Annotated in this window: 12 protein-coding genes; 6 read left to right on the plus strand and 6 right to left on the minus strand. The window is 70.5% G+C overall.

Annotated features, from left to right (window positions below; translation table 11 throughout):
- Positions 1–266, plus strand: a 266-nt coding sequence (locus B7X32_RS12615; protein ID WP_292720042.1) for a DUF1731 domain-containing protein, incomplete at its 5' end; no start/stop codon positions are given.
- A gap of 182 nt (positions 267–448) precedes the next feature.
- On the opposite strand, the gene B7X32_RS12620 is transcribed toward B7X32_RS12615, so the two are convergent.
- Genes B7X32_RS12620 through B7X32_RS12635 form a run of 4 tightly spaced genes read right to left on the minus strand, consistent with a single transcriptional unit; the run spans position 449 to position 4195 of the window.
- Complete coding sequence (locus B7X32_RS12620) at positions 449–1441, minus strand: DUF1731 domain-containing protein (RefSeq protein ID WP_292720045.1); 993 nt, start codon at positions 1439–1441, stop codon at positions 449–451.
- The gene (locus B7X32_RS12625) at positions 1438–1809 is read right to left on the minus strand and encodes a PLD nuclease N-terminal domain-containing protein (RefSeq protein ID WP_292720048.1); all 372 of its coding nucleotides are present in this window, start codon (positions 1807–1809) and stop codon (positions 1438–1440) included. Before B7X32_RS12625 ends, B7X32_RS12620 begins: the two co-directional genes overlap by 4 nt.
- A 41-nt stretch (positions 1810–1850) precedes the next feature.
- On the minus strand, positions 1851–2780 hold the full coding sequence (locus B7X32_RS12630; RefSeq protein WP_292720051.1) for an aldo/keto reductase: 930 nt from the start codon (positions 2778–2780) through the stop codon (positions 1851–1853).
- Positions 2777–4195 carry a DUF2252 domain-containing protein gene (locus tag B7X32_RS12635; RefSeq protein ID WP_292720054.1) on the minus strand — a complete coding sequence of 473 codons (1419 nt, stop codon included), beginning with the start codon at positions 4193–4195 and terminating at the stop codon, positions 2777–2779. The genes B7X32_RS12630 and B7X32_RS12635 overlap by 4 nt, the downstream gene beginning before the upstream one ends.
- Positions 4196–4396: 201 nt before the next feature.
- On the opposite strand from B7X32_RS12635, the gene B7X32_RS12640 reads away from it, so the two are divergent.
- From B7X32_RS12640 to pgi, 4 genes are all read left to right on the plus strand, one after another.
- Positions 4397–5887 (plus strand): amino acid permease, encoded by a 1491-nt coding sequence (locus tag B7X32_RS12640; protein WP_292720076.1) that lies wholly within the window; start codon positions 4397–4399, stop codon positions 5885–5887.
- A gap of 102 nt (positions 5888–5989) precedes the next feature.
- On the plus strand, positions 5990–7558 hold the full coding sequence (locus B7X32_RS12645) for a Na+/H+ antiporter (RefSeq protein ID WP_292720057.1): 1569 nt from the start codon (positions 5990–5992) through the stop codon (positions 7556–7558).
- 110 nt (positions 7559–7668) lie between these two features.
- Positions 7669–8049, plus strand: a complete 381-nt coding sequence (locus B7X32_RS12650; RefSeq protein ID WP_292720060.1) for a VOC family protein — start codon at positions 7669–7671, stop codon at positions 8047–8049.
- 101 nt (positions 8050–8150) lie between these two features.
- Entirely contained in the window at positions 8151–9830 is a 1680-nt protein-coding gene (gene pgi / locus B7X32_RS12655; RefSeq protein WP_292720063.1) for a glucose-6-phosphate isomerase, read from the plus strand.
- Positions 9831–9843: 13 nt separating this feature from the next.
- Here pgi and B7X32_RS12660 read toward each other — a convergent pair whose 3' ends face one another.
- Positions 9844–10050, minus strand: coding sequence for a DUF6458 family protein (locus B7X32_RS12660; RefSeq protein WP_292720066.1), 207 nt, complete (start codon positions 10048–10050; stop codon positions 9844–9846).
- A gap of 191 nt (positions 10051–10241) precedes the next feature.
- On the opposite strand from B7X32_RS12660, the gene B7X32_RS12665 reads away from it, so the two are divergent.
- Entirely contained in the window at positions 10242–11345 is a 1104-nt protein-coding gene (locus B7X32_RS12665) for a serine hydrolase domain-containing protein (RefSeq protein ID WP_292720069.1), read from the plus strand.
- 24 nt (positions 11346–11369) lie between these two features.
- Here the strand turns inward: B7X32_RS12665 and B7X32_RS12670 are convergent.
- Positions 11370–12133 (minus strand): acyl-CoA desaturase (locus B7X32_RS12670; RefSeq protein ID WP_292720072.1); only part of this gene is annotated, 764 nt, incomplete at its 5' end.

A 12133-nucleotide genomic window follows, 5' to 3' on the forward strand; every position in this document is an offset into this window, starting at 1 on the left:
GGCCCGTGAACGCCGTCGCGCCGGGTGCGAGCGACAACCGCACGCTCATGGCGACGATCCGCCGCGCCCTCGGAGTGCCGTTCGGGCTGCCGCAGCCGCGCTGGATGCTCGAACTCGGAGCGATCGGGATCCGCACCGAGACGGAGCTGATCCTGAAGAGCCGCTGGGTCGCGCCGGAACGGCTGCTCGACGCCGGATACGCCTTCGCGCACCCCGACCTCGAGGAGGCGGTCCTGGCGTCCTTCGCGCCTCCCTCCGCCCGCTGACCCGCCCGGTCGCGGCCGCGGATCCGTCCCGTCGCGAAAAGCGTCGCTCAGACGGCCGGTTGGCGGCATCCTCTGCGACGGGAGCGATCGGCAACGGCGACTTCTGCGACGGGAGCGATCAGCAGCGGGCCAGCGGGCCAGCAGGCCAGCGGAGCAGCGACCCTCGGCATGAGGCTCCGCGATCAGCGCGTGCGGATCTGGCGCACCGCGCCGTCCAGCTCGGGGAACCGGAACACGTAGCCGGCGTCCTCGAGCACCTGCGGCAGCACCCACCGGCTCTTCAGGATCAGCTCGGACTCGGTGCGCAGCACGGCCATCCCCGGCTCCAGCACGAAGCGCGGCGCGGGGAGTCCGAACGGCGCTCCCACGGCCCGGCGCAGCGTGCGCATGAGCTCGATGTTCGTCACCGCGTTCGGCGACGCCATGTTCACCGAGCCCGCGATGTCGTCGTGGTCGCGGAGGAACCGGACCGCCTGCACGAAGTCCTGCTCGTGCATCCAGCTCAGCCGCTGCCGGCCCCGCGAGCGCTCGTAGTCGGGACGCGCTGGCTCGGTGGGATGGGGGCCGATCCCCCGATAGCGCCGGTGCGGGAACCACCACCCGTCGTACTGCGGACCACCGAGCCCCAGCCGCGCGAGGCGCAGGAGCATCGTCATGACCGGCGCGCCCCGGCCCAGCACGAGCGAGGTGCGCAGCGCGATCCGACGGGTGCCGGGCAGCTCCCCGGCGAACAGGGCCGCCTCCCACTCCCGCGTCACGTCGGGCGAGAATCCCCGTTCCTCGAGCGGATCCGCCTCGGTGCGGGGCGTGTCGAGCGAATAGCGGTAGGCCGTCGCCGAGCTGCCGTTCATCCAGACGGCGGGCGGGCGCGCCACCGTCGAGATCGCGTGATGCAGGGCGGTGGTGGTGCGCACGCGCGAGCGCAGGATCTCATCGCGGTTGCGGTCGGTGTAGCGGCAGTCGATGCGTCGCCCGGCCAGGCCGATCACGAGCGCGGCGCCGTCGACGAGACGCAGGATCCCGGCCTCGTCGTCCCAGCGCGCGTCGGCGTCGCCGCCGCGCCCGATCGTGCGCACGTCGTAGCCGTCGAGCCTCAGCGCATCGCGCAGGGCCGTGCCGAGGTAGCCGCTGCCGCCTCCGATCACGGCGCGGGGGCCGTGCGCCGCCGTGCTCATTCGGTCCCCGTCTCGCCCTGCTGCTTCTTGCGCTTCTCGATCTCCGCGCGCAGCCGCCACTCCTCGATCTCGCGATCCAGGTCGGCGATCTGCTGCTCGGTGCTGCGGGTGTCGGCGGGCTGCGACGGCGAGGTGGGGGCCGCCGGGCCCGACCGGCGCTCACGAGGTTTCGGCAGCCGGATCCCCTCCCCGTCGTACTCGCGTCCGACCAGGAACCAGATCAGGGATCCGGCGAGCGGGACGATGATGACGAGGATGATCCAGAACATCTTGGGCAGGTGCTTCACCTGGTCGTCGCGCCGCGTGATGATGTCGATGAGCGCGCCGATCAGCAGCACCAGCATGAGGATCGTGAACACCAGGCCCATGCCGACAGCCTAGGAGATCACCGACGCGCCCCGGCCACCCCTCAGGGCAGGGTGTGTCCGGCGGCGCGGAACAGCTCGTACCACTCCGCACGGCTGAGCTCGACATCCGCTCCCTCCGCCGCCTCCTGCACGCGTGACGGCGTGGTCGTGCCGAGCACCACCTGCATGCCCGCGGGGTGCCGCGTGATCCAGGCGGTGGCGATGCCGATCGGGGTGACGCCGTGCGCCGCCGCGATCCGGTCGATCGCCGCGTTGAGCTCGGGATAGGCCGGGTTGTCCAGGAAGACGCCCGTGAAGAAGCCCGCCTGGTACGGCGACCACGCCTGGATCGCGATGCCCTCGATGCGGCAGTACTCCACGATCCCGCCGCCGTCGCGGACGATGCTCTGATCGAGGCCCGCCATGTTCGCCGCGAGCGGCTGGGCGATGATCGGGGCGTGCGTGATCGACAGCTGCAGCTGATTCGCGACGAGCGGCTGCGTCACCGCGGTCTTCAGCAGGTCGATCTGGCGCGGGGTGTGGTTGGAGACGCCGAAGGAGCGCACCTTGCCCGAGGCGTGCAGCTCGTCGAAGGCGCGCGCGACCTCCTCCGGCTCCACGAGGGCGTCGGGGCGGTGCAGCAGCAGGACGTCGATGCGGTCGGTGCGCAGCGCCGTGAGCGACCCCTCGACCTGTCGCATGATGTGCTCGTAGGAGAAGTCGAACATCCCCTCCGAGGGCACGATGCCGCACTTGGTCTGCAGCGTGATCTCATCGCGCTCGGCGGCCGACAGCCCGAGCGCGGCGCCGAAGCGGTCCTCGCAGACGTGCATCGCCCCGCCGTAGATGTCGGCGTGGTCGAAGAAGTCGATCCCGTTCGCGCGCGCGGTGTCGTACAGCTCGCGGATCTGCGCGTCAGTGCGGCCGTCGATGCGCATCATGCCCGCGACGACCGCCGGGGCGGATCCGGATCCGAATCGGATCTGCTTCATGCCGTGCTCTCCTCCTGCGCAGTCCGCTGCGCTGTGTGCGAGGCGGCGTTCGCCGCTCCCTGCTCGGCCGCTCGCGCCGCGAACGACCGGTAGTCCTGCTCTGCCACGTCGGCGTAGGCGTTGGCCCAGCTCACCAGGATATCGGCGAGCTGAGCGCCCTTGCCCGCATAGCCGGCGATCTGGGCGGCGGCAGGGGCCTGCGCATGGGCGCGGGCGAGCGTGATCGCGCAGGCCACCGCGTATTCGCGGTAGCCCTCGTCCTCGATCTCGTCGGTGTCGATCGAGCCCTTCATGTCGTGGAACTGACGCACGTAGTAGTCCTCGCGCGCGCCCTTGATGTGCCCGAGGAACGGATCCGAGAACGCCTGCAGGACCCGCTGCACGCCGACGACCCTCGCGCCCTCCCCACCCTCGCGGATCCGCTCCTGGAGGTCGTCGGGCTGTGCGATCCCGCCGTACTCGGCGAGCACGCTCCGTGCCGCCTGCTTGACCTGCAGGAGCAGGGGCTCGGCGTCGGCGGTGCCCAGCACGGCGAGGAAGCAGCGCGTGCCGACGCTGCCGACGCCGACCACGCGGCGCGCCACGTCGCGCACCCGGTACTGACGCAGCAGCAGCTGGACGTCGATGTTCGCGGAGGCCGCGTACCGTTCGAAGGCGGTGTCGCTGACCTCGCGGATGTCGGGATCGGCGTGCGTCATGACGGGCGGCTGCTCGACGAACCGCAGGTGGCCGTCGTCTCCGCGGACGGTGAGCCTGCGCGCGGCGCGCGCGCCCGTCCGCTTCTCCGCCGCCGCGATCGCCTTCTGCAGGGTGCGCTGCGAATCGACGTCGAGCCCGTCCCGCGCCGCCGTCGCGTCGAAGTGCGCGAAGTACCTCTGCAGCGGATCCGCCGAGGCCGCGGCGCGCAGCGCCCGCGCATAGGCGAGCACGCACTGCCGCGCCGCGTCGTCCGCGAGCGCCTGCCCCCTGCCCCCTCTGGCGCCGATCACCACGCTCGCGACGAGCCGCTTGAGATCCCATTCCCAGGGCGCCCACGCCGCCTCGTCGAAGTCGTTCAGGTCGAACATCAGCGTGCGCTGCGGCGAGGCGAAGAAGCCGAAGTTACCGATGTGCGCGTCCCCGCAGGACGGCACCAGAATGCCCGTGTGCGGCTCCCGCGCGAAGTCCGCGGCCATGATCGCCGCGGTGCCTCGGTAGAACGCGAAGAGGTCGGCGGACATCCGCTCGGTGCGGAGCGGGATGAGGTCCTGCACGCGTGTGCTGTTCTGCCGGTCCAGGATGCCGAGCGGGTCGCGTCCCGCCATGGTGATCGACGCCAGGGCGGTGCGGGGAACGCGGTCGCGGGCCGCCCTCCCCGCCGCCAGCCCCTCCGCGCGCGAGAGCATCGTCTCCCCGACCAGGTTGGTTTCGGCCATGGCCCATTCTCTCCCTCCGCCGGTTCGTTCGTTGCCCTGCGCACCACATGCGGGGGAAGATCTCCGATGCACGAATGATCGGCTGTCGACCCGGGGCGGCCCAGAGGAAAGGCATCGCAGATGAGCGATCAGACCCCCGGCCGCGCCGTGGACCCCGAAGACGCCCTGGAGAACGAGCGCGAGCTCACCGGCGACCGCCTCATGGCGGTCGAGGACTTCTCGAGCGAGGACGCCGGCTATCACAAGGCCCTGAAACCCCGGCAGATCCAGATGATCGCGATCGGCGGCGCGATCGGCACCGGTCTGTTCATGGGCGCTGGCGGACGTCTCGCCTCCAGCGGCCCCGCGCTGATCCTGGTGTACGCGGTGTGCGGCTTCTTCGCGTTCCTGATCCTCCGCGCGCTCGGCGAGCTCGTGCTGCACCGCCCCTCGTCCGGATCCTTCGTGTCCTATGCGCGCGAGTTCTACGGCGAGAAGGTCGCGTTCGTGAGCGGCTGGCTGTACTTCCTGAACTGGGCGATGACCTCGATCGTGGACGTGACCGCGGCGGCCCTCTACGTGAAGTTCTGGGCGCACTACTGGCCTCCGCTGCAGGCCGTGCCGCAGTGGCTGATCGCCCTCATCGCGCTGCTCGTCGTGCTCACCCTCAACCTCGTCAGCGTCAAGGTGTTCGGCGAGATGGAGTTCTGGTTCGCGATGATCAAGGTCGTCGCGCTCGTGGCGTTCCTCATCGTGGGGTCGGTGATCCTCATCACGCGGGGTTCGACGGACATCGGCCCGACGGGCTTCTCGATCATCGCGGAGCACGGCGGCCTCTTCCCGATGGGCCTGTTCGCACCGCTCATCGCGATCTCCGGCGTGGTGTTCGCCTACGCCTCGATCGAACTCGTCGGCACGGCCGCGGGCGAGACGGCGGAGCCGGCGAAGATCATGCCCCGTGCGATCAACACGGTCGTGATCCGGATCGCGATCTTCTACGTCGGCTCGATCCTGCTGCTCTCGCTCCTGCTGCCGTTCAGCACCTACAAGGCCGGAGAGTCGCCCTTCGTCACGTTCTTCACGCACCTCGGCGGCGCGGAGACCGGCGCCGTGGCGGGCTCGGTGATGAACTTCGTCGTGCTCACGGCCGCGCTCTCGAGCCTCAACGCCGGGCTGTACTCGACAGGGCGCATCCTGCGCTCGATGTCGGTGAACGGATCCGCTCCGCGCTTCACGGCGCGGATGAGCCGCAACGGCGTGCCCTACGGCGGCATCCTGCTCACCTCGGCCATCACGCTCGCGGGCGTCGTCCTCAACGCGGTCGTGCCGTCGCAGGCGTTCGAGATCGTGCTCGAGGTCTCGGCGCTCGGCATCATCGGCGGCTGGGCGACGATCATCCTGTGCCAGCTGCGCCTGCACGCGCTCACGAAGAAGGGCCTCCTGGAGCGCTCCTCGTTCCGCATGTTCGGGGCCCCGTACACGGGATACCTCACGCTCGCGTTCCTGGTCTTCGTCCTCGTCACCATGGGCTTCACCGAGACAGGGCGCTGGGTGCTGCTCTCTCTCGTCGTCATCATCCCCGCGCTGATCGTCGGCTGGTTCGGCGCGCGCAGCCGCATCCTCGCCGCCGCCCGCGAGCGCGAGGGCTACACGGGCATGCATCCCGTGCTGCCGCACCGGCAGGCGACCGAGGCGCTCCGCGACGACGACTGATCCCGCACGGCCGGCGCGGACGTAACGTGCGTGCGCGCGGCCTGTAACAGCGCCGACATCGACGTGGGTCACAGTGGATCCATCGTCCGGAGGGAGGCGCCGATGATCGATCCGCTGGGAGTCATCGTCCTGGTCGGCGCGCTCGTGGTGGCGGGCAACTGGCTCGCGCCGTGGGTGCGGATACCGGCCTCGCTGCTGCATCTGCTGCTCGGCCTGCTGAGCGGCTTCGTCCCGGCGGTGCGGGAGATCCATCTGCCGTCCCAGGTCGTGCTGATCCTGTTCCTGCCGGTGCTGCTGTTCTGGGAGGCCCTCACGACGCCGCTGCGCGAGCTCCGCCGCGACATGAGGGTGATCCTGCTGCTCAGCACGCTTCTCGTGGTGGTCACGGCCTTCGGGATCGCCGGGACCGGCGCGGCGCTGGGCTGGAGCTGGATGGCGGCGCTCGTGCTCGGGGCGGCCCTGGCCCCGACCGATGCCACCGCCGTGGGCGGCCTGTCCCGCTCGCTGCCGCACCGGAACGCGATCCAGCTGCGCGCCGAGAGCCTGGTGAACGACGGCACGGCCCTGGTGCTGTTCACGATCACGGTCGGCATCGCCACGAGCGGCACGGCCTTCTCGGGGTGGCAGGTGGCAGGGCTCGTGGTCCTCGCCTATCTCGGCGGAGGGGCGATCGGCGTCGCGGCGGGGCTGCTGGGCACCTTGCTGCTGCGGCGCATCCACGACGCGGTCACGAGCAACACGGCGGTCGTGCTCATCCCGTTCGCCGCCTTCCTCGGCGCCGAGCTCGCGCACGCGTCCGGCGTGATCGCCGTCGTCGTCGCCGGGCTCATGATCAGCCAGACCGGTCCCCGTGCCGGCTCCGCGCAGTCGCGCCAGCAGATGAACTCGTTCTGGACGATCATGACGAAGGGCCTCGACGGAGCCCTCTTCGTCCTGATCGGGATCGAGGCGCAATCGGCCGTGCGCGCCGTGCCGGTCGCGGACGTCCCCGCGCTGCTGCTGTTCTGCGTGCTCGCCTGGCTCGCCCTGCTGCTCATCCGCTTCGCGTTCCAGGTGCTCACCGCATGGATGCTCCGGCTCGTCGACCGGCGCCCGTCGCAGCGCACACGCCGCATGCCGCACCGCGCACGCGTCGTCTCCACGATCGCGGGATTCCGGGGCGCGGTGTCGCTCGCGGTCGCCCTCGCCGTTCCCGCAGGGTTCCCCGGGAGGGACGAGATCGTCTTCGTCGCCACCGGCGTCGTCCTCCTGACCCTCATCGTGCAGGGCATGCTGCTGCCGCTGGCGATCCGCTGGGGCCGCTTCGAGCCCGACACCGCGATGACGGAGGAGCTGTCGGCGGCGCAGCGGACCACGACCATCGCCGCGCTGCAGTCGGTCCCCGTGCTCGCTGCGCGCGTCGGCGCGCCGCCCTCGGTGCGGGACAGGATCGCCGCCGAATACCGCGAGCGGCTGCGGCGGATCGATCGCGCCTCGGACGGCTCCGATCCCGCGGTCTGGGCCGCCGACGGCGACTACGCCGCGCTCGGTCTTGCGGTGCTGGAGCACAAGCGCGAGGTCCTGATCGGGATGCGCGATCGCAAGGCGATCAGCGACACGACGCTCAGGGTCCTGCAGACCCGGATCGACCGGGACGTCCTGCGCCTGGCGCCGCCGCGCCCCGTCGAGTGAGCCCGGACGCCCTGGCGAGACGCGGACGCGGCGATGTCCGACCCCCGGCGTAGCGTCGGGGACGACGGCGGATCCCCGCCGCGGATCTCCCCCTTGAAGGAGCGTGCAGCATGGACTGGAAGATCGAGCTCATCTTCGTGCCGGTCACCGACGTCGACCGGTCGAAGGAGTTCTACGAGCGGATCGGCTTCCACGCCGACCACGACCAGACGCCGTTCGAGGGGCTGCGCTTCGTGCAGATGACCCCGCCGGGATCCGCGTGCTCGATCGCGTTCGGCACCAATCTCGGCATCGATCTCGAGCCGGGTCGCCAGAACACGATCCAGGTGGTCGTGCCGGACGCGGACGAGGCTCTCGCGCACCTGCGCAGCGTCGGTGCGGAGGCCACGGACGTCGACGAGCTGGCCTGGGGGCGCTTCGTCACCTTCGCCGATCCCGACGGCAACCGCTGGACCCTGCAGCAGCTCCCGGACCGCAGCGGACAGGCCTGACCCCCGCCGTGGCGGGGTGCCGCACGCACCTCGCCACGGCTCGCACCCCGTCATCCGGACATCCTCGGCGCACGGCGGGCATCCCGCGCTAGCGTGGACCCATGACCTCCCCGATCGACGCCACCACGACGCCCGCCTGGACCGATCTCACCGCGCTGCGGAAGTCGTTCTCGCCCGATCTGCGCGGCTGGTTCGCCGCCGATCCCGAGCGCGTGGAGAGTCTGACGTTCGACCTCGCCGACCTCCGCGTGGATCTTTCCAAGAACCTCGTGACGGCCGAGATCCGCAGCGCTCTGGTGCGTCTCGCCGAGCAGACCGGCGTTGCGGAGCGATTCGCCGCGATGCTGGCCGGCGAGCACATCAACACCACGGAGGACCGCGCCGTGCTGCACACGGCTCTGCGCCGCCCCGCGGACGCCTCCCCCGCACTGGTCGTGGACGGCCAGGAAGTGGATCACGACGCGCACGCCGTGCTCGACGTGCTGAGCGCCTTCGCCGACCGCGTGCGCTCCGGCGACTGGCGGGGCGCCACAGGCAAGAAGGTCACCCACGTGGTGAACATCGGGATCGGCGGATCCGACCTCGGCCCCGTCATGGTCTACGAGGCGCTCAAGCCCTACGCCGATGCCGGCATCCAGGCCCGCTTCGTCTCCAACATCGATCCGACCGACATCGCGCAGAAGACCGCGGACCTGGATCCCGAGACGACGCTGTTCGTCGTCGCGTCGAAGACCTTCACCACGCTCGAGACGCTGACGAATGCGCGTCTCGCCCGCGACTGGCTGTGGGAGCGCCTCGCGGCGGCGGGGGTCGACGTCGCGACCGAGGAGACCCGCACCGAGGCGGTCTCGCACCATTTCGTCGCGGTCTCCACCGCGCTCGACAAGGTGGCGGCCTTCGGCATCGACCCGGCCAACGCCTTCGGATTCTGGGACTGGGTCGGCGGCCGCTACTCGGTCGACAGCGCGATCGGACTGTCCCTGGCGATCACGCTCGGCCCCGACGCGTTCCGCGAGCTGCTCGCCGGGTTCCACGCCGTCGACGAGCACGTCCGGATCACGCCGCTGGAGCGCAACGTGCCGGTGCTGATGGGCCTGCTCAACGTCTGGTACACGAACTTCCTCGGGGCGCAGTCGCACGCGGTGCTCCCCTACGCCCAGCAGCTGAGCCGCTTCCCTGCCTACCTGCAGCAGCTCACGATGGAGTCGAACGGCAAGTCCGTGCGCTGGGACGGGTCGCCGGTCACGACCGACACCGGCGAGGTGTTCTGGGGCGAGCCCGGCACGAACGGCCAGCACGCGTTCTACCAGCTCATCCACCAGGGCACCCGTCTGATCCCGGCCGACTTCATCGCCGTCGCGAACCCCGCCTACCCGCTCGCCGACGACGGCCGCGACGTGCACGGGCTCTTCCTCGCGAACTTCCTCGCGCAGACCAAGGCGCTCGCCTTCGGCAAGACCGCCGAGGAGGTCGAGGCCGAGGGCACCACGGGCGCGCTCGTCGCCGCGCGGACCTTCCCCGGCAACCGCCCGACGACCTCGATCTTCGCCCCTGCGCTGACGCCGGCCGTGCTCGGCCAGCTGATCGCCCTCTACGAGCACATCACGTTCACGCAGGGCGCGATCTGGGGGATCAACTCCTTCGACCAGTGGGGGGTCGAGCTCGGCAAGCAGCTCGCCCTGCAGATCGCCCCCGCGATCGAGGGCGATCAGGACGCGATCGCCGCACAGGACCCCTCGACGCGCGCGCTGCTCGCGTATTACCGCGAGCAGCGCCGCTGACGCCGAAGGGTGGTCAGAGCAGATCCTCGTCGTGCACCGGCTCCGTGCGGCGGCCTCGCCGCACGAGCAGCAGGATCAGGCTGAGGAGGAAGACGACCGCCCCGGCGATCATGAGGATGTATCCGACGAGGTGCAGGTCGATCCAGGAGACCTGGACGTTGAGGGCGAATTCGAGGATCGCGCCGATGACGAAGAGGACGATGCCGGTTCCGATGCCCATGAGGAGTGCCTCCGTTCGGTAGCTGGATGCCGTACGGTGCGACCCTAGGCCGGATCCCGCGGAGTTCCATGGGGCTTGACAACCGGTCGCCGAGGCTGATCGCCCTGACGAAGGAGCGCTTGTCCGCGCCTCCGCCTAGAGTGGGCCGGGATCACCCCGTACCGCGACGCCTGCGCAGTGGAGGAGCCGGAATGATGACGATGGACGTGCAGAAGATCCTCGACCGGCACGTCGCGGCCGGCACCGCGCCGGGGATCGTGGTCGCGGACGGCGATGCCGCAGGACGGCTCGAGATCCTCTCCTCCGGCGACCTCGCTCCCGACTCCGTCGTGCGCATCCAGTCGATGACGAAGCCCGTGCTGGCCGTCGCGACCCTCCGCATGGTGCAGGACGGGCGGCTCGACCTCGACGCGCCGGTGCAGCAGTGGATCCCGGAGCTCGCCGACCGTCTCGTCCTGCGCACCCCGCAGTCGGCGCTCGACGACGTCGTGCCCGCGGAGTCGCCTATCACGGTCCGGCACCTGCTCACGAACACGTCGGGCTACGGCATGACGACCGCGCGGGGACCGCTGCAGGACGCGATGAAGCGCAACCGCACGCAGGCGGGTCAGGATCCTGTCGAGCTCGGCGCCCAGGACTGGCTCGACGCCCTCGCCGAGCTCCCGCTGATGTTCCAGCCCGGCGAGGGATGGCGGTACCACCACTCCTTCGGGATCCTCGGGATACTCCTCGCCCGCATCGCGGACCGCCCCTTGCCCGATCTCCTCGCCGACGAGATCTTCGACCCGCTCGGCATGACCGACACGGGGCATTCGGTCCCCCGGCAGGACGCCCATCGCCTGCCGGCCGCATACCGCCATGACGGCACCGGCGCCCTCGTCGAGATGGAACCCGCCGGCGACGGCTTCTATCTCGCCCCGGCGCCGTTCGATCTGAGTCACGCCGAGCTGGTGTCGACGGCAGCGGACTACGCGGCGTTCGCCCGGATGCTGGCATCCGGCGGCCGCGCGGACGACCGGATCATCCTGCAGCCGGAGCTGCTCGAGCAGATGCGGACCGATCGGGTCCCCGCGCGGCTCAAGACGCCCGACAGCTTCTTCCCCGGTTTCTGGGACGGCATGGGCTGGGGGTACGGCGTCGCCGTGCAGACGACGGGGCCGCACCAGGGCCGCTACGGGTGGTCCGGTGGGCTGGGCACCGACGTGTACGTCGACCTCGACTGCTCGTTCCGGGTGATCCTGACCCAGGTCGAGATGGGCGCGGCGACGATGGCGCTCTTCGCGGATCTCGCCTGAGCGTCGGTCCGCGATGGCGTCGGATCAGGCGCGTCGGTACTGCCCGACCATCGGGCAGTCGAACGGATCCCGCGCGGCGAGACCGACGCGGTTGAGGTAGTCGATGACGATCGCGTACGACCGGGCCAGGGACGTCTCCGTGTAGGGGATGTCGTGCGTGGCGCAGAACTCGCGGACGATCTCGCTCGCGCGGGCGAGGTGCATCCGCGACATGTTCGGGAAGAGATGGTGCTCGACCTGGTAGTTCAGGCCGCCCATGAGCCAGGTGGCCCACCATCCGCCGCGGATGTTGCGCGAGGTGTAGACCTGCTTGGAGAAGAAGTCGAGACGGGCGTCCGGGGCGATCACGGCCATGCCCTTGTGGTTCGGAGCGAAGGACGCCCCCATGTACACGCCGAAGACGGCGAGCATGACGCCCAGGAACGCGGCGGCCTTGCCGAGCGGGAGCACCAGGAAGATCGGCGTCAGCACGAGGGTGAAGCGCACGGCCAGCATCCAGATCTCGGTCCACCGGCTCTTCACCGGCTCACGGCTCGCGAGGTGCTTGAAGCCGAGGTAGTGCAGGTTCAGACCCTCCAGCGTGAGCAGGGGGAAGAACAGCCACCCCTGCTTGCGGGTGATCATCCGACGCAGCCCCCGCGCCTGAACCGCATCCTCCTCGAGGAAGGAGATCGTGTCGACCTCGATGTCGGGATCCTTGCCGACGCGGTTGGGGTTCGCGTGATGGCGGCTGTGCTTCGAGTCCCACCACGAGTAGCTCATGCCGACCACGGCGGCCAGCACGCGGG

The organism is Microbacterium sp. 13-71-7 (assembly GCF_002257455.1).
In the GTDB taxonomy this organism is placed as follows: domain Bacteria; phylum Actinomycetota; class Actinomycetes; order Actinomycetales; family Microbacteriaceae; genus Microbacterium.

Coding starts and splice junctions, on each gene's coding strand:
- B7X32_RS12620 (WP_292720045.1), bottom strand. CDS start 1,441: ATGAGCACGGCGGCGCACGGCCCCCGCGCCGTGATCGGAGGCGGCAGC.
- B7X32_RS12630 (WP_292720051.1), bottom strand. CDS start 2,780: ATGAAGCAGATCCGATTCGGATCCGGATCCGCCCCGGCGGTCGTCGCG.
- B7X32_RS12635 (WP_292720054.1), bottom strand. CDS start 4,195: ATGGCCGAAACCAACCTGGTCGGGGAGACGATGCTCTCGCGCGCGGAG.
- B7X32_RS12640 (WP_292720076.1), top strand. CDS start 4,397: ATGGCGGTCGAGGACTTCTCGAGCGAGGACGCCGGCTATCACAAGGCC.
- B7X32_RS12665 (WP_292720069.1), top strand. CDS start 10,242: ATGATGACGATGGACGTGCAGAAGATCCTCGACCGGCACGTCGCGGCC.
- B7X32_RS12625 (WP_292720048.1), bottom strand. CDS start 1,809: ATGGGCCTGGTGTTCACGATCCTCATGCTGGTGCTGCTGATCGGCGCG.
- B7X32_RS12660 (WP_292720066.1), bottom strand. CDS start 10,050: ATGGGCATCGGAACCGGCATCGTCCTCTTCGTCATCGGCGCGATCCTC.
- B7X32_RS12650 (WP_292720060.1), top strand. CDS start 7,669: ATGGACTGGAAGATCGAGCTCATCTTCGTGCCGGTCACCGACGTCGAC.
- B7X32_RS12645 (WP_292720057.1), top strand. CDS start 5,990: ATGATCGATCCGCTGGGAGTCATCGTCCTGGTCGGCGCGCTCGTGGTG.
- pgi (WP_292720063.1), top strand. CDS start 8,151: ATGACCTCCCCGATCGACGCCACCACGACGCCCGCCTGGACCGATCTC.